We start from the raw sequence: 23,061 nt of genomic DNA, 5'->3' as shown, positions 1-23,061 counted from the left end.
GAGTAGAGATTCCGGTAAACAACTATGTCTTCTGATACGTCTTCTGAAAAGCCCGACTATAAACATACCTTGAATTTGCCGCAGACTGACTTTCCCATGCGCGGTAATCTGGCACAGCGTGAGCCACAAATGCTCAAGCGCTGGTATGACATGGATCTCTACGAAGAAATTCGCAAGATCAGCCAGGGGCGGGATAAGGTTATTCTTCATGATGGCCCTCCCTATGCCAATGGCGATATTCATATCGGTCATGCGGTCAATAAAATACTGAAGGACATCATTGTCAAAGCCAAAACGCTCAGTGGCTATGATGCGCCTTATATTCCCGGTTGGGACTGTCATGGTTTGCCTATTGAACACAAAGTAGAAGGCATGCTGGGCAAGGCCGGTGACAAGGTTGATGTTAAAACCTTCCGGAAAAAGTGTCGTGAGTACGCCGCCAAACAAGTGGATGGCCAGCGTGAAGACTTTAAGCGAATGGGGATTTTTGGTGATTGGAATAATCCTACCTGACCATGGATTTTCAGACGGAAGCGGATATTATCCGTGCCCTGGGCAAGATTGCTGACAATGGTCACCTGATTAAAGGTTACAAGCCGGTTTACTGGAGCGTTGTGGGTGGTTCTGCACTGGCTGAGGCGGAAGTTGAGTATCAGGATAAAACCTCGACTCAGGTTGATGTTCGCTACGCTGCGATTGATGACGCCGATCTGCTGGGTGCTTTCACTTTTGAAGGTTCAGAAGGAGAAGGAGAAGTAGCGGTAGTTATCTGGACCACGACCCCCTGGACATTGCCATCTTCTCAGGCCGTAAGCCTGGGCGGGGAGCTGGACTATGCGCTGGTTCAGTGTCAGGTGAACGATGTGCCGGCACGGCTGGTTCTGGCCGAGGCTCTGGTCGAAAGTGCCATGCAGCGCTACGGCATTGCAGATTACACCATCATTGCCCGGGCCAAAGGTGCCGCCCTGGAAAACAAACAGGTCGCTCATCCATTTTATGACCGGGTATTGCCGCTGATTCTTGGTGATCATGTGACCATTGATGCAGGTACCGGTAATGTTCATACGGCTCCGGATCATGGTGTGGATGACTTTAATATTGGCCGGAAGTACGGTATCGGCACACTGAACTATCTGGACGACAATGGTTACTATCGGGCTAATGTCGAACGATTTGCTGGCGAGCATGTCTACAAGGTTGACCCGAAAGTGGTTGAGGTATTGGTAGAGAATGGTCGTCTGATGGCTCAGGAAAAACTGACCCACAGTTACCCCCATTGCTGGCGAACCAAAACCCCGCTGATTTTCCGGGCAACCCCGCAATGGTTTGTCAGTATGAGCAAGGAACATCTGCTGGAGAGCGCCATGGCCTCTCTTGAGGGGGTTCACTTTACGCCGGACTGGGGCAGAAACCGACTGGAAGCCATGCTGGGGCAGAGTCCTGACTGGTGTATCTCCCGTCAGCGTACCTGGGGTGTGCCCATTGCTCTCTTTATCCATAAGGACACTGAAGAACTCCATCCGGATACCCAGTCATTGATTGAAAAAGTGGCACTCAAAGTTGAGCAGGAAGGGATGGATGCCTGGTTTGATCTGGAACCGGCTGATCTGCTCTCTGCTGAAGACGCAGAGCTTTATGTAAAAGTAACGGACACCCTGGATGTCTGGTTTGATTCAGGTGTAACCCACGCTTCGGTTCTTCAGCGTCGTGGGCAACTGCAATTCCCGGCAGATCTCTATCTGGAAGGTTCCGATCAGCACCGTGGCTGGTTCCAGTCTTCGCTGAAGACCAGTATTGCCATGAATGGTGTACCGCCCTATAAAGGTCTTTTGACCCATGGTTTTACGGTGGATGCCAATGGCCGGAAGATGTCCAAGTCTCTGGGTAATGTGATTGCACCTCAAAAAGTCTTTAAGTCGCTGGGTGCGGATATTCTACGGCTATGGGTTTCTACCACGGACTACACGTCGGAAATGACCGTTTCTGATGATATTCTCAAGCGCGCTGCAGACAGCTATCGTCGTCTACGTAATACGGCTCGATTCCTGCTATCCAACCTGACCGGCTTTAATCCGGAAACGGATGTTGTCGCCTGGGACGATATGTTGTCACTGGATAAGTGGGCAGTAGACCGTACCCTCAGGCTGCAAAATGAAGTGATTGAGGCTTATAACAGTTACAACTTCCTGTCGGTGTATCAGAAAGTGCATCACTTCTGTTCACTGGATCTGGGTGGCTTCTATCTGGATATCATCAAAGATCGTCAGTACACCACCCGGGAGGATTGTCTGGCCCGTCGCAGCTGTCAGACAGCGATGTACCATATTATTGAAGCCTTTGCCCGCTGGATGGCGCCAATTATCAGTTTCACCTCAGAGGAGATCTGGGGAGCGATTCCAGGTAAGCGCGGTGCGTCTGTATTTCTGGAGACCTGGTATGAAGGGTTGAACAGTCTGGAAGGTGACGAACTGGGTCGGGAATACTGGGATGCCATTCTGGAAGTGAAAACTGCAGTTAACAAGGCATTGGAAGATGCTCGTGCTGCCGGTGCCATTGGTGGTTCTCTGGAAGCCGAAGTGACCCTGTTTGCCGATGATGCGCTAACGCAGAAGCTGGGCCAGCTGGGGAATGAGCTGCGTTTTGTACTGATTACCTCTGCAGCCACCGTTAAGCCCCTGGGGGATGCTGGCGATGCCGCAGCTACCGATCTGGAAGGGCTGAAAGTCCGGATTGAAAAGTCAGAGCACAAAAAGTGTGATCGTTGCTGGCACCGTCGTGAAGATGTGGGAACGGTTGAGAATCACCCGGATCTTTGTAATCGGTGTGTCGATAATGTTGAAGGCAGTGGCGAACAGCGTCGCTTTGCCTGATATTTCCATTTGGCATGAAAAATACCCGGCAGGCACCGGGTATTTTTTTGGACGGTAGTCTACTTTATTAGGTGTTTTCATTGAGAACAGGTTCATTTCTGATGAACTTCGGTAATTCGCACTATCCTCTGGCCGTTAATGGCACTTAGTATTAAGCCGTCGTGAGCTAAAATACTGTTTTCTCCGGACTGACCGGTGCATACCAACTTGAAGTGGCAGTATTTTTAAAGCAAAAAGCCTCACTGAATAATATGGATTTTTTAAAACAGGAACTGGCCATGCAGAGTAAAACATTCGGAAAACTTCACTGGCTCGGGCTGAGTGTCATTATTTTTGCCATCGATCAGGTGGTCAAGTGGTGGTTTGTGCAGGAGTTTTCCCTGTATCAGCAGATGCAGGTGCTGCCATTTTTTTCCTTCACCCTGGCTTATAATCCCGGTGCTGCATTCAGTTTTCTGGGTGATGCTTCTGGCTGGCAGCGCTGGTTTCTCAGCGGTGTGGCTATCGTGGTCAGTGTTATGCTGGTGGGCTGGCTGCGGCAGCTTCGGCCTGGCGAAAGCTGGCAGGCCTGTTCTTTATCATTGATCCTTGGCGGTGCTCTTGGGAACCTACTTGATCGTCTGGTGAACGGACATGTCACGGACTTCCTGTTGTTTTACTATAAAAACTGGTATTTTCCTGCGTTTAATCTGGCGGATACGGCCATTACCATTGGTGCGGCCATGTTGATTCTGGATATGTTTAGAAGCAGTCCTGCGTCAGAAAGTAAGTCACAACTCTAAATAATAGATTGAAAGCAGGAGCGAATCACTGTGGCAGCAGTTATTGAGAAAGGCAGCAGGATTACTTTGCATTTTTCCCTGAAACTGGATGATGGTAGTCTGGTGGATACTACCCCACCGGGAAAACCGGCTTCTCTGGTTGCTGGTGATGGTAATCTACCGGAAGGGTTTGAAGAGGTTCTGTTTGGCCTGGCAGCGGGTGAAGAAAGAGTAACCCGCGTTCCTCCGGAAAAAGCCTTTGGTATGCCTAATCCAAATAATGTTCAGCGTGTACCAAGGGGCAGCTTCGCCAGTGATGTTGAACTGGAGGAAGGATTGGTTATATCCTTTGCCGATGCCGCAAAAAGTGAACTTCCGGGGGTTATCCGAGAATTTGATGATAACGTTGTTGAGGTCGACTTCAATCATCCCCTGGCAGGCAGGCATCTGGTTTTTGAGGTGCGGATTATTGATGTACAGACACCTTAAAACAGCTATGGTTCGTTGCTTGCCCTGAGCTGGGAAAAAGCAGTGGTTAAAAATATTGGTGATCCCCTATGAAAATCAAACTGGCAAATCCCCGTGGCTTCTGTGCAGGTGTGGACCGCGCCATTGAGATCGTCAACCGGGCGCTTGATGTTTTTGGCCCACCCATTTATGTACGTCATGAAGTGGTGCATAACAAGTACGTGGTAGAAAACCTGAAAGCCCGTGGTGCCATCTTTGTGGAGGAACTGGATCAGGTACCTGATGACGTTATTGTGATCTTCAGTGCCCATGGTGTCTCCAAAGCCGTTGAAGAGGAAGCGAAACGCCGTGGCCTGGAGGTGTTTGATGCATCCTGCCCGCTGGTTAAGAAAGTCCATATGGAAGTGGTGCGCTATTCCCGTGATGCGATGGAATGCGTGTTGATTGGCCACCATGGCCATCCGGAAGTAGAAGGAACCATGGGGCAGTACGACACGCGCAAGGGCGGTGCCATGTATCTGGTAGAGAATGAAGAAGATGTACGCTCGCTGGAAGTTTCTGACCCTTCACGCCTCGCTTACGTTACCCAGACAACGCTCTCCATGGACGATACTGCCAGGGTAATTGAAGCACTGCGCGTTAAGTTCCCCGAAATACAGGGGCCACGAAAAGATGATATCTGCTACGCCACCCAGAACCGTCAGGATGCGGTGAAGATTCTGGCCGGTCAGTGTGACCTGGTGCTGGTGGTGGGTTCGGTCAACAGTTCAAACTCCAACCGTTTGCGGGAGCTGGCTGAACGTACCGGTGCTGAGGCCTGGCTGGTGGATAATGCCGATGATATCAAGCCCGGCTGGCTGGTGGATAAAAAGGCGATTGGTATCACTGCCGGCGCATCGGCTCCGGATATTCTGGTTAAGGGCGTTATTAAACGGCTTGAAGAACTGGGAGCTGAACTGCCTGAAGAGCTTGCAGGAAAAGAAGAGAATATTGTCTTTACCATGCCTAAAGAGCTAAGGCTGAAATCCATTGGGGATTAGAGTCATCCACAAGTTATTTTAAAAAAGGTGGTAATGCTAAAGCATTACCACCTTTTTTTTCAGTTAATGATTCTTAACTGACCCGTACGAATCCTCTGTGGGTGATCACCCACTGGAAAGCTGGCCACTTCTCTGGCTTCAGCGAATGAGATGACTGAGACCCTGTCCTGCTGGCTGACAGAAACATAGCAATATTTACCATCGTGACTTTCTGTTGCCCAATAGGGTTTGGCACCAAGAGGCTCTTCAGAGAGTTGAATGGTTTTGTATTCAAAGGTTTCCCGATCCACAATCGCAGCATAGCCAGACATGGTGCCAGCCACGCAAAGTTGTGTGCCCTGCGGGTTCATTGCCAGACCATGATGGGCTGAATTTAACTGGTATTTGAGCGTACTCAACTCCTGAATTTCTTCCGGTACCGGTAGTTCAATTCGTCGGGTAATTTTTTGTTGTTCAACGTCGTATTCAAAGAAACCGTGGTAGAACGATACTTGCAGATAAACAAACCTGCCATCGGGTGTCACCGTCATTGGACGAACGGCACTATCAACCCAGGGGAAGCCAAATGCTTCCAGCTTTTCACCCATATCGACACGTTGGATAACCTCGTAGGTCTCTGCATCAACCACCTGAAACCAGCGGTCGCCTTTAAGCCAGTCCAGCCAGGAGCTGGTGAAAGGGACATAAACTTTGCCAATGCTGGCGTGGTAGATCAGCTTACCGTCCCGGGAGTAAGTATTTTCATGGGGTTGATCCCCTGATGGAAAGCCACCTTTGATCTCACCGGTTGCGGTATCAATTGCATGAACTTTGTTGGCGGTTGAAGCGGAAACCAGAAAAGTTTTGCCGTCTGGTGAGATGGCTGAGTGGTCTGAACGAAAGCCTTCGACAGGTGTTCGCCATTTGATTTCTCCGGTATTCACATCAAGGGCGATTACATCAGCAAAGCTGGGGCGTGAAATAAATAAATAGTGGCCATCGTTAGATGGAAACATATCGTCAACCAGCTGGTAGTTTCCTTCACCAATCACGGTTTTTATCAGTGTCGACATAATCCAGCGTTTTACAGTGCTGCCAAGTTCCTGCAGGCGCTCCTCTTTATCAGGAACGGCGTTGAGCTTTTTTATTCGCTGATAGGTGTAAGGGTCGTAGATATCAATAGTGCCATCCCAGTTGTTGCCAACGACAATGACGTCTCTGAATGACTCATTGTTTGTTGACTCCAGTGATAAACTGGCTGGCTGGCCATTGGATAATGGTTGATTGTCTTGTTCTGCGGCAGCTTTTGCACTGGGATTTTGCAGTGAAAAAACCATAAGCATGCTGAGTGTGAAAGCTGAGAGTCTCACCGGACCATTTCCTTATTCTTGTTATTGGCCGTATGAGTGTAATTACTTCCAGATCAGTTTTCTAATACCGTTTACGTATTTGGAATGTCGGGAAGGGCGTAAAGGGCAGGTGCCGATGAGTTCTGATAACTCTTTTTCAAAGGCTTCGTCAGCTTTCAGTTCCAACAGATAGTAGTGGCCAAGGGATTGAGGCTTGGCGATATTCAGGCGGTCACTGTAACGCTGGTCAAACACTTCGATCTCACTGTCTATGGTGGCTCTGATTTTCTGGCAGTCAGAGACAAAATATTGCCTCTGATAACGACAGATAAGAATGGGCATAATGCCATTGCCCAGGTATATTCGGCCTTTATCCGGCAGTTTGTGATAACTGTCGTTTAGTGCGTTGCGCCAGCTGAAGTTTTCTGTGGACAGGTCAAGGGGGGCGTTAAAGATGATCTTTTTGCCCTTGCCGGATTTTCTGAGTTTGAATTCCAGTTTGGCGGTGCTGGCGTCAGCAGTATCACCATACCATCTCAGGCGAACCTTCTTTCGTTCGCTGATGCCGTTCAGGTTTTCTTCGTACCGGGCAAGGTTGCAGCTGTCCAGATAAAGACTGTTAACCAGTCTCGGGTCATAGTGTTGGGAAAATAACAGCGGGTGCATTCTCAGCCACAATAAAACCTGCTGCATTCGTATGGCAGGGATGGGTATTTTGACTTCAAATCTTAATGCGTCCATTACTTTGGCTTATCCGATTTCATAATGCCCTGGTAAAGGGCTTTCACATTTACCTGTTCACCGGTCACGGTTTTTCCGTCAATCAGTAATGTGCTGCCCTTTTCCACCAGTGTCTTGCTGGCACAATTGAGCTGAACGCAGACAATATCATTGGCATACAGCGTCGCTGGTCCGAAAATGGGTTTCTTGGTGTAGCTCATTAATGAGTACTCTTTGATATTTTCAAGACGGATATTGCTGGCGGTGACTTCCGAGCGATCCTTGGCGACGATGGCTATATTGCTATTTTTAACGGTGCTGTTGTCAATGGTCAGCTGACTGTTTTCACCGGCTGAAATGGCTTTATCCCGTACCTGATCAAACCGGCTGCCGGTCACCTTAATGGTGGAGCCACTGGTATCAATGCCATCCCCTCCGGATACAGAACCGATATTGGTGAACTGACTGTTGCTGATATCACCCCGGCAGAAATCACAATCAAACCCGTCGGATAAGGTATTAAGGATGGTTAACTGGTTAATGGTTATCTGACTGTTAATGACGTTTAACGCATCTTCTGAAAGATTATCACGTACCGTCATATTGTTTGCGGTCAGGTTGCTATTGATAAAATAGGCCGCGCCCCGAGGTTGCCAGAAGGCCAGTTTGGGGCTTCTGGCATAGGAAACTTCAAGATGGTTGATGTTGCTGTTTTTTACCGACTCAGTACCGAAGACGGTAAGCCCTGACCAGCTTGTGCTGCGAGATTGTCTGGTGAGAGTGACCGGCTGATGTTTCGTACCATTAACTGTCAGACCACCAAACACCATCAGTCCGGCATTGCTGGCAAAGGTTAATGTGGTTCCGGGCTGCACAATTACCTGCCAATTGTCGGGTGTTATCAGGTAGTCATTAATTTTCCAGTTGCCAGAGCGTATTTCCCAGTGGCCTTTACCTTTGGTAATAAATGGATATTTACTCACCATATCGCTGGTGGCAGGGCGGGGAATGAATGATAGCGGCGTGGCGTTATTTAACAGGGTATGTTTTGTTTTTTTACTGCCTTTAAACGACGTCACTAATTCGATCTTATCTGCTGAGCCTGGTAATAACAGACTCCGGTCTTCTTCTGGATGAATGCGTATCGGTAGTTCGATTTCAGGAAGGTTAACCGACGTTTTATTATTGTTGTTATCCACTGAAAGTATCTCCAGCAGTTTTAGCGACTGTTGTTCAGGGTTGGTGATTGACAGTATCTGCCCGGAAGCTGATGAAGTCAGTCTTGCCATTAATTCCCAGGGTAACCGTGAAGACATGGCCTGCATGGGAATATGCAGTTGCGAGTCGAGTTCCCGGAAGTTATTACAGGGAGGCTGCTGGTAATCACTGCCCAGACATTTCGCCTGTTGCTTCATCAGGCCGAAGTCGTATTTACCAAGCAGTGGGGTGCTGGCATGGAGTTTTCTGTTGAATTTTTCCTGAACGTCTTCAAGTGTGTTAAATAGCTCACCGGAATCTATCAGGCTTGTTAAGTGGTTTAGTGCTTTTTTATAGCTGTTGGCCACTTTTGCATCGGCCAGCATGCGTTTGCTGATAATGGAGCGATGACTGGGTTGCTTCATTAACCAGAAGTGTTTTGCCGGGGAGACGGCCACATCACTTTGAATGGGTTCCAGCTTTGCCGTGTGCGGGTTGTAGTACCAGCGCCAGTTATTCCAGGTGAGGGTATGCCAGGAAGCCCAGATATCAGCGGTGGCCAGGTATTGACCCAGCTTTTCGGTATCAAAAACATCGCTGGCCGGGCGTTTGCCATTCAGGAAGTCGTTAATCAATGTCAGGGCAATCTGTCGCTGTCTTGAGAGTTCGGCTTTTTGCAGTATTTTCTTTTTCTGGATAACCCGGGGTTTGAATGCTCGATGTATCTGTCCATCGGCGTCTTTCGTTTCATCAACAAGATCCAGTCGTATAACCAGTCCTTCGGTACGATTGTTAACCGCCAGCAGCTTCTGGCCAAATGATTGCTCAAGCAGCATGACACCCCAGTCATCACCATTAATCACCACGCTGACCGGAAAGTGTCGTGGGGAAATAATATCAAAGCCAGCGGTTTTCAGGGTTTGACGAAACAGTTCCGGCCCTTGGTGAGAGCGAACGTTAGAGCTGACCAGGGCGAAACGTGAGGTGGAAAGAATCGCTTTGTTTTTTTTCAGTTCAATGCGCAGTGACCAGCGTTCCTCTCCCCGGACATGGTCAAGGAGGTCACCCTGCAGGCGAATATCAGCTTCATATTTTTCCCGCTGATAGTGTAATGAGCCTTTGGCGTATTGGCGATCTTCGGGTATTAACCCTTCAGCCAGCGCCTTCTGGCGATCCTTAACCAGTTTTTGCCACTCTTTATATTTGATATCCAGCCGGAGCACGGGAATGGTTCGTTCAGCCGTGAGCAATTTACCGGGGACATCTTTCATATCACTAATGATCTGGGTTACCCGCTCCGCCGAGTTGGTATGGAGGGAACGGTAGCCCCCTTGAATCAGCAGCGTTTTTACGGTTTCCGGGGATGGAATCAGAACCAGAGCCAGGCAGAAAATACCCAGCCAGATAAACCGTTTTTCTCTGATAGAGACAATATGGGCCTGACGATCAAGACGGAGTTTCATACTTATAACCCGGAAATATCATTTTGTTCCAGAATGGAAATCTGTGCCTGATGGAATTTGTTGTTGACTTCAAAAATAATTGAATCTAATTCTTCGGCGGTATGGATGTTGATAAAGAACAGGGCGTCGACTTTTGAATTGGAGAAATCAAGCCGACTTAAATCCATTCTCAGTACATGATCGGTCAGGATTGATTTAAGGTCTGTCAGAATGGATTCCCGGGAGGTGTTTTCTTCCACGGTGTAACTGATTGAAAGAAACAATCCGTGTTCCTGAAAAGATCTTGCCATTCGTTTCTTTGATATGGCAATTAATATCAGGATAACCGCACAGGCGATCATTGCCGCAAATGTCTGACCAGCACCCAGGGCGATGGCAATGCCAATATTGAGAAACAGGTACATCAACTCTTCAGGCTCTTTGATGGGGGTCCTGAATCGGACAATCGACAGGGCGCCGACCAGTCCAAGGGCCAGGGCCAGAGAGGACTTAACCACGGTGATAATCAGAACGACGGATAACATCAGCAGCGGGAAAAGCCTTGAAAAGTCTTTTCTGTTACCAAAAGCCGTTGAGTATTTTCGGAAATGGATACCAATCAGGCTGGACAGAACATACCCGATCATCAGGTTTAATATTAATGCGGCAAGGCCAACACTGGCATAGGGAAAGAAGGTTGAGCGAATATCTTTGGGTAAATAAGCGACCAGTAAAGGGTCTACAGACTCCAGCATGATTAAATCTTCCTGATTAAATGATTCCTGATTTTTTGGAAACAGGCTTGTATTTGATTTAGTTTAATTTATGTTTTTCTTTTTTTTATTTTCTAGTGTTGTTTTAAATGAATGCCTTGTTTTATGGGTGTTTTAATGGGATGGCGATTATTTGACTTAATTCTATTTGGTTTTTTTGATTAAGTGATTTGTAATGAATCTTGTTGCCAGTGCTGTGCTGGAAAGGTTGTGGATGAATGAGCTGTTGATTTTTATGGATGAATGGCAGTGACAGATCAGGGATTTAGGTTTATCAACCCTTGATCTTTGAGGCTCTGTAGATATTTTCAGCCGTCGGTTCCCCGTTCAGGGGTATCCGAGGTCCGATAACGCCATATCTTGATGAGAGTGCGGCACCAGTGCCAGGATACTGGCCAGCAGCATGGCGGCGCATTAAGGGAGCCAGTTGCCCTCCATGATTTGCTCATAGGACCATGGGCAGGTTTTGGGAAAACTGCTGCTGTTCAACCGTTGATGAGTTTGAACATAACGATTCATCGCTTCAATGGCCAGAGTCTTGGCGTCCGGGTATGCCTCTGACAATTGTTCCTCAATCTGTGGCTTGATATGGGGGTTTTTTTTCACCAGTTTTTGGATGGCCAGACGGGTTCGATCAATGGTTCCCAGCCAGTCCCGGCAGTCATAGGGTTCTGCCTGTACCGGATTGAGCACCTTGGTTTGATAGTCGTATTTCAGCAGGTGCAGGATCAGGGTAGTGAGTCGGTGTTCCAGGGTACCCAGTTCATTACCCATGCTTTCGATTTCCCCGAACAGGTTTTCAATGTCCAGTTGATCGTACTGGCCGTTACGGAATTTTTGTTTTTGCTGTTCGATCCACTGATAGCGATCAGTTTCGTAAAGATTGTTTTTGCTGCTTTCCATTGTTTCAGTCCCTTAATTTACTGCCCAGCGGTTCACTGCTGACTATTTTAGGATACCCATGGCCAATTTTCCTGCGCTGCTTTCATCGGTAGGTTACCAGGCTTCTGGCAGCTCGCCTCCTTTGGTGCCATTGGATGACAGGGCAGGGCGGTAGAATCAGACGTACATCCGTTTCTATTTAACCATTTTAAACGACATTAGGTACCGTAAAAAGCTGATTTTTGCTCCCTATTATAACTTCAGGGAATCATATTCCTGAACTTGATATAGCGAAGTATTGTTATTTTCACATGAGCGTACATCCGATTCTATCGCCCTGGATGACAGGGTGATAGAGGTTTGCAGCCGCTGTCGGTTTCCCATTCAGGGAGGGCCAACAGCGACCCTGTATTTTTAAATGGTGAATTCGAATTAAAGATCTTTATTGCCATGCGTCAAGGCGTGTTCCTCCCCTTTCGCCATTGGATGCCAGGGTGATTGTAGAATTTACTGCAATGTTCGGGGCATTTGCTGTTGCAGTGGCGATCAGAATGTAACCCGGTGGATTTGGTTGATCCTCGGTTATTTCCGGGATACAAATGTCAAGCTCGAAAAAGACAGTCCCTGATTCAGGGCTTTGAGTGAAGTAAATATCAGGACTTCCTCTTTCGATAATCGTGAATACTCTTTTGTCATCAACATCAGTAAAAATTGCGCACGTCTTGTCAGTTGATGCATCAGAAATGGCACCTTCATAGCTTCCACTTTGTGCTCTATAACGCTCCATGGCATTGCCCAGTCCTAGCAGTGAAGCTTTTGCATCAGCTATAGCTGCATCCGTTATATACTGGTTGTAGCTTGGGATCGCTATCATGGCCAGAATGCCCACTATAGCCACGACGATCATCATTTCTACCAGGGTAAATCCTTTGGTTTTGCTCATTTATGGTCTCAATTTACGCCCGCTCCCATGCTCCTGCGTGGGAGTGTAATGCCTGGTTCAGTATTTCGTTTCCACGCAGGACCCATAGGGCCTAAAAGCGTGGGAACGAGATACTGAACGATTATCGTACCTGCCGCCAATAGGTGGTCTGTTTATCGTCACCAATCTCCAGAGGGTTACATTCAGCGCCTACGCAGATCAGGGCATCCTTACTACCCTCCGGGAACAGGATGCTGGTGGCGGGGGGCAAACCGCTGTTGGCGAGGTTGGTGTAGCGATCAGCACTTTCCGGTTCGCCATCCTCATCTTTCACCGGCATGGCCGTGAGCAGTTCCACAGCATAAGCCCGGGCTTTGCCGGCTATGGGGTTGCAAGTTAGGGATGCTTCATTTGACGGCAGGTAGGTGTTGAAATAAATCACATCTTCAAAGGTGACGGACTCGGTCATCACTTTCTCACCCGGTTCAAGGGTAATAAACCAGCCTTTTTTCGGATCCGATGTACTGGTGCCGAAAAAGTCTTCCGGTTCAATATCCTTGTTATTGCTGCTGTCGAGTTGGGTAATGTCCACCAGCTGAGTGTTGCCTGAATTGTGCTGTAACCTGTTGTGCACAGGCACAGTCCTGCTGCTTGCATTACTGGCGGTCACCGCCGGGTTGGCATAAAAAGGGCTTGCCATGGAATAGGCGCGGTCAAGGATGACAGCATTAATCCGACCTAAAGGGTCAGGGCGGTTCCCTGAGCCAATGGCTACCGCCAGATGGGTACTGCCATTAAGGCGGAATAGTGAGACATCGGGTTCCACAAAGAACTTCCGTGAATGTGTCCTTTGGGCAAGACCTCCATCACTGGCCTCGTTCTGGAGCTTTGTGGGGCCAAGCTCAGCAAATACGCCTTCATCATCGGTCCATTTGCCATCGCCATTGCTGTCAGAGGGCCAGACCAGGTCATTGACACTGGTCATGCCGTTGTTGATATAAAGCCGCCATACCTGCCCGCCGGTATCGGCAAAGAACATCTGGTCGGCGAGACCATCGCCTTCCAGATCAATGACACGGACACCGCCGGGTATGCTGTAATTCATACTGGTCAGTTGCAGGGTGGCTGATCTGTCATTACTGGCAGACCAGATCAGGGTCCCATCATGAGCATCGACTATATAGACAGCATTGCCCATGCTATCGCTCTGGTAGCTTTCTGCATTGTCCTGAGCGGGATCATAACCGCCGCTGAAAATCAGCACATCTCTGATGGTCGAACCGATTTTGATCCGGGTTTTTACCGGTTTGGCCCAGGTCTGTCCCAGCTTTTCAAAGCCGCTATCGCCACCGGAGATAAACCAGCGCAGCTGCGGTGACGCTGGCGCGGTGACATCCAGGGCGTAGTAGCTTCTGCCACCTCTGCGCATGCCAATATAGGCGTAGATAAATTCCTCTTTCGTGACTGCCTGACCTGCTTCCACTACAGTGACTTTGTTGATTTTGTCTGATGGTAAGTACTCACTGGTTTTATCAAAATCCAGAGTGTCATAACCGCCGTAGATCACCCCATTGTTGTTCAGGTCATTCACCCAGAGTGTTACCAAACCATCCATGCCATAAGGGCGCCCATTGTTGACCCGGTCGGTGGCTGCGTTGGTCTTGAGCTTGTCGAGATTGGGCAGCAGCTCGGCGGGCATAAAAGCAAATTTCTCTTGGCCGGTGCTGGCATCAAGACCATGAATAAAGCCATCATTGGTGCCGAAGAAAATACCCAGTCGCTGATCTTTCTCCGGGCAGTTTTTGGCGTCGATATTACAGCCGTAGGTAGCCAGGGCCGGGACCGAGTGCAGGGGATCACCATACCAGGTGGCCGGATCTCGAATCCAGGTTAGCAGTTCAGAGCGACGGGTATCGTCTGATGGCGGGAGGCCAAGGGTTTCTGGCTTAATATTGTCGTTAGTTGTCTGTAGAAGGTGAGCCGAACTATCTAGGTTCTCAGCCTGGCCCGCAGGATTATTGCCCAGAAAGGTAAACAGTTTACGATTTTCAGCCTCTGGAATGTTATCACCAGCGCCACCGACATTGACCTTACGGCCATCGACACTACCACTCCAGAAACTGAAGGCGCTCTCTTTGAAAAAACCGGTATCGGGATCAGCGGCCAGTGCTGGGGGCGAACTGTTATCGTAAATGTCCAGTGGATCACCGATCAGCTGATAACGCTTCAGATTGCCCTGCCAGCGATCGGTTTTTGAAGGTTTGAATACCGAGTAATAAACCTGCGACAAGTGCCTTGAATTATTAAACTGGTTGGCCGTCACGCCCGGGCTGACAAAGCTGGATTCGTCCTCAATAATCCCGGTAATAATATTGTTAAAGGCACTGGTCAGATCGGCAGCATTGTCGGCGGTGTATAGCTGGCCCCCGCCGTTTTCAGCGATATCTGTCAGGAAATTCGTTGCGGTGTCATTGCCTTTAAGGGAAAAGGCGATGGTGTGGGTGATCACATTCTGCTGGTCACTGATATACGGGTTAAGGTCTGAGGTGTTCAACCAGGTTGCCAGGGTTCGGGCGCACTTTTCTTCTTTGATGTCGGAGTCCTGTCCACAGTTTGAGATATTGGGAAGGCTGTTGATGTTGCTAATGGCGGTAGGAGCGTCTTCGGCGTCTTTTGCCTCTCCATCGCTGAGCATTACCAGGTAGTTGCTCTGGCAGACGTTATTAATCGGACTCTGGTCGCTGCTGTTGTCTTTTTTAAAGTGCAGGGTGGCATCGTAATAGGTGGGGGTCAGGGGCGTCCAGCCATCGGGTTTCATCTGGTTGACCAGCGCCACCAGGTGATCTTTGACCCGGTAAATACTGTCGCTATCAATACCCCCCGGACGCCACCTTGATGGTTAACCTGGGAGAAAGTGAAGAGTTTCTGTCGCCTGATCAAGTGCAAAAGTATCCTCTTCCAGTATCCGCTGTGTATTTCTCAATGCGATGTCAGCGGCCTGAAATGTGGAGTTTTGTAATTGATAAGTCATAGAGACCCGTTGCCCCATGGTTGAGAGGCGGGTGCTCGCTATAGCAACCATGGTGATAAGGAGCAGCATGATTAATGAAATGAATAGAATGGCTCCCTGTTGCCCGGAAGGTGTCAGATTCCCCCGATGTTTCACAACGCTACCCCTGATTTCTAAGCTGGATGGTGGTGGTGAATGCTCTTCTTAATCGCCGGTCATTGGTGGTTAGTGTGTTGTGAGTATTCAGATTAAGGATGTCGAAGGTTTGTGATTGATTAACCGTGTTGACGTTATTACTGGAAGCGACAATCAGGCTGATGCGGATATGGGTGGTGATGCCAGGGCATGCACTGGCATCGGCGAGTGTGCTGGCGTCACAATATTGGGTTTGGTTATTATTTTCCACACCGTAAATAACCTGTAGGTTCTCAACCCCCTCTACCATTTCTTCCCCATTTCTGTACAACGCAAAGATCGGGCTTCCATCGGAGCCTTTTCTTCGATCGTCAAAATCTACGTCTTCGATCAGACCAACTTCTGAAATACTGTAGGTCATACCATTATCAGTCCCCAGGCTGTATAAGAGCGGGCAATCCTCCGAATTTCCAGGGGTACAATTCTCAGGTAAGACATAATCTTTAAATGAAATGGTTTCATTGGCAGTGAGTTGCGAGCATGAAGAAAAATCCGCTCATACAGGATTTAAGGCAGCTATTTGCCGGCAGTCAGAGATAAGCAATACCTCGTCTGCGGTGGTGGTAATGGCACGAGTGAGATCAATGGTGTTGTTGTCGGCATTCGCCGTATCGTAGAAACTAGTGATTCTGACAGGATTATCAATACTCCACTCTTCGGCTCTGAGAATTGATAGTGTGTCGCTTACTATATCTACTCCGATTTTATCATCTTCAATCCCGGTGACAGATTGACGATCAAAATCAACTATTGAACCAGGCGTTGGTTCTGCATCAGCAGAGACACAACTGCCTCGATAACCGGCCATTCTTACATCCCGCTTAATCATCTCCATAGCTATACGTGCGCTGTCCTGTACTTGCACAAGGGCGCTGTCAGTCGCACTGGAACGGGTGCTGTCCATAAACATACGCATCACGCCCAGCATTAGCAGAGAACTGAGCGTCAGGGCGATCATCAGCTCAATTAAACTGATGCCTGTTTGCTGGTTGGCGTTTGGCGTTCTATCCCATGGCTTCATAATTTAAAATCATAATTCAAAGGTCATTGTGTAAGACAGTGGTTCATTATTGACATTGCCATACTGACTTTCTTGCCAGCTAATGGCGAGCGTGTATTTGTCATCTGTACCAGAATCTTCAATAAGCGTTGTTTGTGCGCCGGGAATCATTGAACTCAATTCTGTATTCCACTGAATAATATCTTCCTGAACCAGTTCTTCTGATGAGCAGCCACTGGTAAGGCAGTCAGGGGAGGTGGGTAATGCCGGAAAATTTCCAACAAGCGCGATGTAATCATCGACTTCATCGGCATTTCGTCGGATTCGTTCGACCAGGTCATAAGAAAGCATGGTTGCCTGACTTCGGGACAGTGAGCCGCTGGAAGATTGCAGGCTTAGAACCTGAAGCCCAGCCATACCCAGTAAGCTGATGCTGAGAATCAGCATGGCTACCAGAACTTCTACAAGAGTGAATCCGAAGGTTTTTATTCGCATGTCGCTGTTCCTCCGGTTCTTGCCTGACCCGCACCGTTTAGCCAGATGCCTCTTGCTGAACTGTCTCCACGATCATCACAAAGACTAAGTTGAATTCCTGTATTCAGGGTTCCCCGGGTACTGAATGTTATGGTTGATTCACCCTGTAAAGTATTACCTGCAAGTCCGTCAAAGACCTGAACAGGAGGGGCATCAAGGGCAGCAAGGACAATAAAGCCACTACTCCAGCTTCCGCTGTCATCATCACAGGTTGAGCCATCACTTGAGCTGCAAACGGTCATGACTGTGCTGTTGGCAGCCGCTTCACTCCGGGCAAATTGAAGGGCTGCCAGAATCCGGTTGCTCTGGGAGATCAGTCGATTGTTCTGAATGCTGCTTTCAAAACTGGGGTAGGCGATGGCGGCCAGTATGCCGAGAATGGCAACGGTGATGATCAGTTCAAGAAGAGTAAATCCGTTGGGTGTTTGCTTTGTCATTATCGATCTTATACGGCTTGTTGACAGTGGTCTTATATATTTTGGGTGGATTAGGTCATATAAACCTATATCTGTCGATGAAGCGGCGATAAACGGCAGTTGTTAGCGATGAGATGGTTGCAGTCTGGAGTGTACGTATTCCCACGAAAAGCATGGGAGTCAAGGGGGGCGGCAATCTCAGATCGAGGGAATGATATAGACGTATTTGTATGTTGTGACCACTGGTCAAATGAAAACACCTTTAAGAGGTTAAACATCACCACTTTCATCAGGGCAGGTAATATTAGCTTTATAGAGCTTTAGTATTGCTGTCTGGCAGAGCTATTTACCAGGGATTGGTTTATGAAGTACCGAATTAGCCAGTGGTTTTTATTAAACCGATTGTTCAATGGCCTGATACCCGGCATTGCCAGAGACTTCCGTTTTTTATCGAAACATTCCCGCTGGACAAATCCAACTACCTCAAGAGGCGTTTCCCTTCTCGAGTTACTGGTTTCCTTATCGATTGCCGCTATTTTGATTGCGGTATCAGCCCCGTCCATGAAAACACTGATTATTAATAACCGGGTTGCCAATGTGGCTGATGAGGTTTTTACCAGTCTTGTGCTGGCTCGTTCTGAGGCTATCAAGCGGCAGAGAACGGTTTCATTGTGCAGCACTATTGATGACCTGACGTGTGATGAGGATGATTCCGGCTGGCATCATGGCTGGCTTATTTTTACCGATGAAAGCGACGATGGGGTACTGAATGGGAATGATCAGTTGCTTCGTCGGGTGGCAGCGCAATCGGATCTTATTTCAATTTCATGGAATCGAGGTTTTAGCCTTCGCTTTAACAGTCGTGGCCAAACTACGCAGGCAGGGACTTTCCGCGTGTGTGACCAGTCGGACAGTAATAATAAAGTGAAAGCCATTGTGATCAGTATGACCGGGCGAACCAGGACAGAGGATCAGTCCACATGCAGTTAGTTCAGCAGGAAGCCTCGCAGGGCAGTCCATATAATTGCCGTGGGGTTGGGTTGATTGAAGTTCTGGTGAGCCTGCTGATTATTGCTATTGGTATTCTGGGTATGGCCGGTGTTCATAGCCGCAGTCTGCAGTATAACCAGTCTTCTTACGTCCAGTCTCAGGCCGCTTTTCTGGCGACGGATATGCTGGATCGAATACAGGCGAACAGCGCACTGGCGAAAACGGGCAGTAACTATCAGGTGGGGCTGGATGATTCAGAGTTTAGCCAGTGTGTGCAAAGTGATTATCCCAATGCCTGTGAAACAGGCAACTGCACACCTTCGGAACTGGCTGGTTACGATATTTTGCAGTGGAAGTTTCAGCTGGCCTGCCAGATTCCCGGTAGTCAGGGGGCGGTTAGCTTTCAGGATAGTGGTGACGCCAGAACGTTTATCATTCGTCTCAGTTTTCCCGAGTTGGGTGACCGTGTTCCCGTCAGTGATATTGTGCTGAGGGGCGTTCTATGAAAAGCGCTATGAAAGGGATAGAGAAGGGGTTTTCTCTGGTTGAGATGATGGTTGCCCTGGCACTTGGGCTGGTATTGTTTACCGGTGTTGCTCATTTGGTGCTGGCATCCGGCCGATCCTGGGCGCTGCAGAATGAGTTATCAAGAATTCAGGAAAACGCACGGTTGGCGCAGGATATTCTCAGTCTGAACATCAGCACTGTGGGCTATACCGGCTGCCCTGCCCAGGCGAGTCAGGCCAATGTCTTGTATACCGTAACGGATAATCGTCAGTGGATGATGCATTTTGACAAGGGGATTCTCGGTATTCCTTCTGGTAGCAGTGTGAAAGGGCAACTGGATAGTAATGCCATCTCGGAGGCCATTGTTGTTCATCGTATCGACAGTGATCAGGCGGATTTAGTCACTGGACACAATACCGGAACCGCCACGCTGACACTGGCCAACAGTCATGGTTATGATGAAGGTGATCTGTTGGCCTTGATATCTGCAGACTGTCGTCAGATATCAGTATTCATCGCCGGAGCGGGTTCTGGTAGCAAGACAATTACCCATCCATCATCGGGCAGTGGCAGCTTATACAATTGTTCAAGTCAGCTTCAGGGGCATTTTAACTGCCATACCAGTGCCGTTGGTTCCAGTAACTTTAATCATCAGGGATCGACGCTGGCACCGCTCCGTTCTTATGCTTTTTATCTGAGAACCAGTAACGGCGTACCTACGCTGTATCGAAAACTGGCGGGGGCATATGCCAGTGGTAACAGTATTAATGCAGAAGCCCTGGTTGAAGGTATTGAAAGTTTGAATATCCGCTATGGGCTTGATTCCGACAATGACGGCGTTGCTAACCAGTATTTGCTGGCCAGTGAGATTGATTTATACAGCGATGACTGGTTGAACGTCATCAGTATTAAGCTTGAATTGCTGGTTCGAAGTTTTAATGAAGTGGCTCCCCAGGCGCAGGCTTATTTTTTTGCTGGTCAAAGGGTAGTGCCGGATGACCTGTTTGTGCGCAGAAGCTTTATGAAAACAATCAAGTTAAGGAATCGGGGGTTGTGATGGAAAAGCCCACTGATAGAAACAAGGTTACAGGCAGTATTTTACTGGTGAGTCTGGTGATGCTTCTGGTGATCACTGTTGCGGGATTGACCGGCGTTAAAATGGCAACCCTTGAAGTAAAAATGAGCGGCAACTATCAGGATCAGCAAATGGCATTTTATGCAGCTGAAGCGGCACTGAAGGAAGCGGAGAATTTTATTGCCGGTAATTCATTGCCTTTATCGGGTTTTAATGGGAATTGTGATGGTGGTTATTGTTTCAGTGGCAGTGATATTGATGATGTTGGCAGTTGTGAGCCCGGTGTTTCAGAGCCATGGCAGATTGGCACTACCTGGAGCAATAGCGGTCAGCATAGAGTGACCACAGTGTTGATTAGTGGTATTTCCGCCCAGGCGAAATATATTATCGAGTTTCGTTGTTATCTTGCCAAAGAGTCTGAGGGACCACTTCCGGACCAGGCCAATCGTGGCGACTGGGCGGAGTATTATCGGATCACGGCACTGGCTACCGGTGGCTCATCGGACTCAAGAGTTATGTTGCAATCGTCGTATAAGAAAAACAGTTAATGGGTTAATGGTATGGTATCTCTGATATGAACTCAGAGTAGCTATTAACAATAGCGTGGTGATAATCATGGATCGATATATCGCACAAATACTGATAGGAATCTTATTGCTGATTTCATTTCGGGCCAGTGCTGAAGCGGTTTCCAGCGATTATACCGCGACACCGCCGCTGGTGAGTAATACCTCCGAGCCTCTGGTTATGCTGGTTATGTCCGTTGACCATGAGCTATTCAAAAAAGCGTACAGCGATTACACCGACCTTGATGCGGATGGCAGGCTGGATACCAGCTATGTGGACAGTTTTGATTATCTGGGTTATTTCGACAGTAACTGGTGTTATCAGTATTCCTCCGGCAGGTATACGCCGGTCTCTGCAGCAACGGGAGTAAATAATCACTTCTGCAGTACTTCCCAGGCACCGTGGAGTGGCAACTTTATGAACTGGGCCACCATGACGCGCATGGATATTCTTCGTACCGTGCTTTTTGGTGGGAAGCGTTCAACGGACAGCACCAGCCAGACGATTCTGGAAAGGGCCTACATTCCCAGAGATGTACATGCTTTTGTGAAAGTTTATAAAAGCAGCAGTACCGGTCTTCCAACGGAAAATTTTACGCCTTACAACAACAGTGAAATCAGTCTTTGTAGTGTGGCTGGCTCTGAAAATGGCACGCCTGAAGTGAGGGTTGCCAAAGATGCCTGGCCTCGCTGGGCCTCTACAGAAGTGAAACAGTGCCAGTGGGGAATCGTAAACAGCCCTTCCACCAGTGACAGACTAACGACGAATGAAGTTTATGTAGAAGCCTGTGTGACGGATAAGGATGCAGCGAATACTGACCGTTGTAAGTTGTATAGCAATGGCAACAGTAAACCCATGGGCTTGCTTCAACAATATGGTGAGTCCGGCGATATTCGCTTTGGCTTAATCAGTGGCACTTATGACAAAAATATCTCCGGGGGCCTGCTGCGAAGGAATATCGGTAAAATTGCCGGGAATACACAAAGCTCAGATGATGAAATAGACCTTGCCACCGGACGCTTTAATAATGTTGAGGGCATAATTCATAATATCAATCAGTTCCGGCTGGCTAAATATAGCTTTTCTAACAACGAATATACCGACTGCAATCCATACGGAATTTCTGTTTCGAACCTTAAATCCGGCAGAGGCACCCACTCCTCCAACCATTGCAGTATGTGGGGTAACCCGCTCGCCGAACTTTATTTAGAAGCGCTTCGTTATTTTGCCGGAAAGTCATCAGCTACCAGTAGTTTTGATACCACTAATGACAGTGCTTTTGTCAGCGATTTATCCAGAGAGGGCTGGGCTAATCCCATGTCATCGGACAGTGCTTGTGCCAACTGCTCCATCATTGTTTTATCCACAGGCTTGAACTCTTTCGATACCGATCAACTGTCCAGCAGTTCAGACCTTCCCGGAATGTCAGGAACCAGCTCAGTCAATAGCAAGACGGACGACGTTGGCAACCATGAGTATGGTGGAAGTTTTGCTGGTAACTATCTGGTTGGCGGAAGCGGAAGTACACGTCAATGTACTTCCAAGTACCTGTCGGGGCTTTCTCAGGCCGTTGGCCTGTGTCCTGAAATCCCCCAGTTGGAAGGGGGGTATCAGGCAGCAGGGTTGGCTTTTTATGGAAATACAACTGACCTGCGTACTGATTATGTAGGCACTCAAAAAGTTAAAACCTATGCCATTGAACTGGCTGAATCCATGCCCAGCTTCACCCTGAATGTGAATGGCAAGTCATTTACTTTTCAGCCATTTTGTCAGAGCAGCTCTGATTTCAATGGTAACAATATCAGTGACTGCTCTTTAACAGATGTTGTGATTGAAGAGCAGATACTGGATGCATCCGGACAGTTGATTCAGGGCTCTTTGTTGTTTACCTGGGAAGACTCCCTGTGGGGCAACGACTATGACTATGATGCCTCTTCAAGAATTAAGTTCTGTGTGGGTGATCAATGTAATCAAACGGCAGACAGCACTCTGAATACCACCGGTTTCACCGATGATGAGGTGAGAGTGGCTGTTCAGGTGGATGGTGTGTTTGCTGGGCTGAACCTGCGGTTCTCATACACCGTAACCGGCAGCTCTGGCAGTGACGGCTTGCAAACCGATTACGCTTATAAGGGAACCACTGCGTTCCAGACCACAGATTTTAGCGCTTCCGGTTCTGCCGCCGGTGTTCTACCTAAACCCCTTTTTCTTGCTGCCAAGTATGGAGGATTTACCGATCTGGACGGCGATGGCAGCCCAAACCACGATGCCAATGGTGACGGTGTTGCTGACGCAGGGGATGACCGGGAGTGGGACAACCGAAATAATCTGACCGGGGCATTAGGGGCTGATGGCCTGCCAGAT

Annotated in this window: 20 protein-coding genes and 1 pseudogene; 9 read left to right on the top strand and 12 right to left on the bottom strand. The window is 48.4% G+C overall.

Features of this window, described 5'->3' with window-relative positions; all coding sequences use genetic code 11:
• The first annotated feature begins 24 nt into the window (after positions 1-24).
• The 4 genes and pseudogenes from ileS (at position 25) to ispH (ending at position 5,139) form a co-directional block, all read left to right on the top strand.
• Positions 25-2,870: pseudogene (ileS, locus tag RM811_RS11785) on the top strand (isoleucine--tRNA ligase).
• A 278-nt stretch (positions 2,871-3,148) separates the two neighbouring features.
• Positions 3,149-3,652 (top strand): signal peptidase II, encoded by a 504-nt coding sequence (lspA, locus tag RM811_RS11780; protein WP_402524365.1) that lies wholly within the window; start codon positions 3,149-3,151, stop codon positions 3,650-3,652.
• 30 nt (positions 3,653-3,682) lie between these two features.
• Positions 3,683-4,120, top strand: coding sequence for a peptidylprolyl isomerase (locus RM811_RS11775; protein WP_402524363.1), 438 nt, complete (start codon positions 3,683-3,685; stop codon positions 4,118-4,120).
• A 68-nt stretch (positions 4,121-4,188) separates the two neighbouring features.
• Complete coding sequence (ispH, locus tag RM811_RS11770; RefSeq protein ID WP_402524360.1) at positions 4,189-5,139, top strand: 4-hydroxy-3-methylbut-2-enyl diphosphate reductase; 951 nt, start codon at positions 4,189-4,191, stop codon at positions 5,137-5,139.
• Between the two features lie 59 nt (positions 5,140-5,198).
• Here the strand turns inward: ispH and RM811_RS11765 are convergent, their stop codons facing one another.
• The 12 genes from RM811_RS11765 to RM811_RS11710 form a co-directional block, all read right to left on the bottom strand.
• Entirely contained in the window at positions 5,199-6,488 is a 1,290-nt protein-coding gene (locus RM811_RS11765; RefSeq protein ID WP_402524357.1) for a YncE family protein, read from the bottom strand.
• Positions 6,489-6,530: 42 nt separating this feature from the next.
• Positions 6,531-7,208 carry a polyphosphate polymerase domain-containing protein gene (locus RM811_RS11760; protein WP_402524355.1) on the bottom strand — a complete coding sequence of 226 codons (678 nt, stop codon included), beginning with the start codon at positions 7,206-7,208 and terminating at the stop codon, positions 6,531-6,533.
• A complete protein-coding gene (locus tag RM811_RS11755; protein ID WP_402524353.1) occupies positions 7,208-9,847 on the bottom strand; it encodes a CotH kinase family protein in 2,640 nt (879 codons plus the stop codon). Before RM811_RS11755 ends, RM811_RS11760 begins: the two co-directional genes overlap by 1 nt.
• Positions 9,848-9,849: 2 nt before the next feature.
• Positions 9,850-10,581, bottom strand: coding sequence for a DUF4956 domain-containing protein (locus RM811_RS11750; protein WP_402524351.1), 732 nt, complete (start codon positions 10,579-10,581; stop codon positions 9,850-9,852).
• 432 nt (positions 10,582-11,013) lie between these two features.
• On the bottom strand, positions 11,014-11,502 hold the full coding sequence (locus RM811_RS11745) for a DUF29 domain-containing protein (protein ID WP_402524349.1): 489 nt from the start codon (positions 11,500-11,502) through the stop codon (positions 11,014-11,016).
• Between the two features lie 421 nt (positions 11,503-11,923).
• The gene (locus tag RM811_RS11740; RefSeq protein ID WP_402524347.1) at positions 11,924-12,424 is read right to left on the bottom strand and encodes a type IV pilin protein; all 501 of its coding nucleotides are present in this window, start codon (positions 12,422-12,424) and stop codon (positions 11,924-11,926) included.
• Positions 12,425-12,545: 121 nt separating this feature from the next.
• Positions 12,546-15,239, bottom strand: a complete 2,694-nt coding sequence (locus RM811_RS11735) for a pilus assembly protein (protein WP_402524344.1) — start codon at positions 15,237-15,239, stop codon at positions 12,546-12,548.
• Positions 15,240-15,302: 63 nt separating this feature from the next.
• Entirely contained in the window at positions 15,303-15,569 is a 267-nt protein-coding gene (locus RM811_RS11730) for a PilX N-terminal domain-containing pilus assembly protein (protein ID WP_402524342.1), read from the bottom strand.
• A 4-nt stretch (positions 15,570-15,573) separates the two neighbouring features.
• Complete coding sequence (locus RM811_RS11725; RefSeq protein ID WP_402524340.1) at positions 15,574-15,969, bottom strand: PilW family protein; 396 nt, start codon at positions 15,967-15,969, stop codon at positions 15,574-15,576.
• A 135-nt stretch (positions 15,970-16,104) separates the two neighbouring features.
• Positions 16,105-16,629 (bottom strand): PilW family protein, encoded by a 525-nt coding sequence (locus RM811_RS11720; RefSeq protein WP_402524338.1) that lies wholly within the window; start codon positions 16,627-16,629, stop codon positions 16,105-16,107.
• Positions 16,630-16,638: 9 nt separating this feature from the next.
• The gene (pilV, locus tag RM811_RS11715) at positions 16,639-17,103 is read right to left on the bottom strand and encodes a type IV pilus modification protein PilV (protein ID WP_402524336.1); all 465 of its coding nucleotides are present in this window, start codon (positions 17,101-17,103) and stop codon (positions 16,639-16,641) included.
• Positions 17,094-17,579, bottom strand: coding sequence for a GspH/FimT family pseudopilin (locus RM811_RS11710; RefSeq protein ID WP_402524334.1), 486 nt, complete (start codon positions 17,577-17,579; stop codon positions 17,094-17,096). Before RM811_RS11710 ends, pilV (RM811_RS11715) begins: the two co-directional genes overlap by 10 nt.
• 342 nt (positions 17,580-17,921) lie before the next feature.
• On the opposite strand from RM811_RS11710, the gene RM811_RS11705 reads away from it, so the two are divergent.
• From RM811_RS11705 to RM811_RS11685, 5 genes are all read left to right on the top strand, one after another.
• Complete coding sequence (locus RM811_RS11705; protein WP_402524331.1) at positions 17,922-18,548, top strand: GspH/FimT family pseudopilin; 627 nt, start codon at positions 17,922-17,924, stop codon at positions 18,546-18,548.
• Complete coding sequence (pilV, locus tag RM811_RS11700; RefSeq protein ID WP_402524329.1) at positions 18,539-19,054, top strand: type IV pilus modification protein PilV; 516 nt, start codon at positions 18,539-18,541, stop codon at positions 19,052-19,054. Before RM811_RS11705 ends, pilV (RM811_RS11700) begins: the two co-directional genes overlap by 10 nt.
• Positions 19,051-20,112, top strand: coding sequence for a PilW family protein (locus tag RM811_RS11695; RefSeq protein WP_402524326.1), 1,062 nt, complete (start codon positions 19,051-19,053; stop codon positions 20,110-20,112). The genes pilV (RM811_RS11700) and RM811_RS11695 overlap by 4 nt, the downstream gene beginning before the upstream one ends.
• Positions 20,112-20,678, top strand: coding sequence for a PilX N-terminal domain-containing pilus assembly protein (locus RM811_RS11690; protein ID WP_402524324.1), 567 nt, complete (start codon positions 20,112-20,114; stop codon positions 20,676-20,678). Before RM811_RS11695 ends, RM811_RS11690 begins: the two co-directional genes overlap by 1 nt.
• 67 nt (positions 20,679-20,745) lie before the next feature.
• Positions 20,746-23,061 (top strand): hypothetical protein (locus RM811_RS11685; RefSeq protein WP_402524322.1); only part of this gene is annotated, 2,316 nt, incomplete at its 3' end.

It is taken from the genome of Endozoicomonas sp. (genome assembly GCF_031844845.1).
Taxonomy (GTDB): Bacteria; Pseudomonadota; Gammaproteobacteria; order Pseudomonadales; family Endozoicomonadaceae; genus Endozoicomonas.
Note: the sequence above shows the minus strand (reverse complement) of the source record. Positions and strands in the feature narration are given on the sequence as shown.

What these genes read in the sequence shown, in the direction of transcription:
- RM811_RS11755 (WP_402524353.1), bottom strand. Translation starts at nt 9,847, where the DNA reads ATGAAACTCCGTCTTGATCGTCAGGCCCATATTGTCTCTATCAGAGAA.
- RM811_RS11705 (WP_402524331.1), top strand. Translation starts at nt 17,922, where the DNA reads ATGAAGTACCGAATTAGCCAGTGGTTTTTATTAAACCGATTGTTCAAT.
- RM811_RS11740 (WP_402524347.1), bottom strand. Translation starts at nt 12,424, where the DNA reads ATGAGCAAAACCAAAGGATTTACCCTGGTAGAAATGATGATCGTCGTG.
- RM811_RS11690 (WP_402524324.1), top strand. Translation starts at nt 20,112, where the DNA reads ATGGAAAAGCCCACTGATAGAAACAAGGTTACAGGCAGTATTTTACTG.
- pilV (WP_402524329.1), top strand. Translation starts at nt 18,539, where the DNA reads ATGCAGTTAGTTCAGCAGGAAGCCTCGCAGGGCAGTCCATATAATTGC.
- RM811_RS11695 (WP_402524326.1), top strand. Translation starts at nt 19,051, where the DNA reads ATGAAAAGCGCTATGAAAGGGATAGAGAAGGGGTTTTCTCTGGTTGAG.
- RM811_RS11760 (WP_402524355.1), bottom strand. Translation starts at nt 7,208, where the DNA reads ATGGACGCATTAAGATTTGAAGTCAAAATACCCATCCCTGCCATACGA.
- RM811_RS11745 (WP_402524349.1), bottom strand. Translation starts at nt 11,502, where the DNA reads ATGGAAAGCAGCAAAAACAATCTTTACGAAACTGATCGCTATCAGTGG.
- RM811_RS11725 (WP_402524340.1), bottom strand. Translation starts at nt 15,969, where the DNA reads ATGACCTACAGTATTTCAGAAGTTGGTCTGATCGAAGACGTAGATTTT.
- RM811_RS11750 (WP_402524351.1), bottom strand. Translation starts at nt 10,581, where the DNA reads ATGCTGGAGTCTGTAGACCCTTTACTGGTCGCTTATTTACCCAAAGAT.
- RM811_RS11710 (WP_402524334.1), bottom strand. Translation starts at nt 17,579, where the DNA reads ATGACAAAGCAAACACCCAACGGATTTACTCTTCTTGAACTGATCATC.
- RM811_RS11720 (WP_402524338.1), bottom strand. Translation starts at nt 16,629, where the DNA reads ATGAAGCCATGGGATAGAACGCCAAACGCCAACCAGCAAACAGGCATC.
- ispH (WP_402524360.1), top strand. Translation starts at nt 4,189, where the DNA reads ATGAAAATCAAACTGGCAAATCCCCGTGGCTTCTGTGCAGGTGTGGAC.
- pilV (WP_402524336.1), bottom strand. Translation starts at nt 17,103, where the DNA reads ATGCGAATAAAAACCTTCGGATTCACTCTTGTAGAAGTTCTGGTAGCC.
- lspA (WP_402524365.1), top strand. Translation starts at nt 3,149, where the DNA reads ATGCAGAGTAAAACATTCGGAAAACTTCACTGGCTCGGGCTGAGTGTC.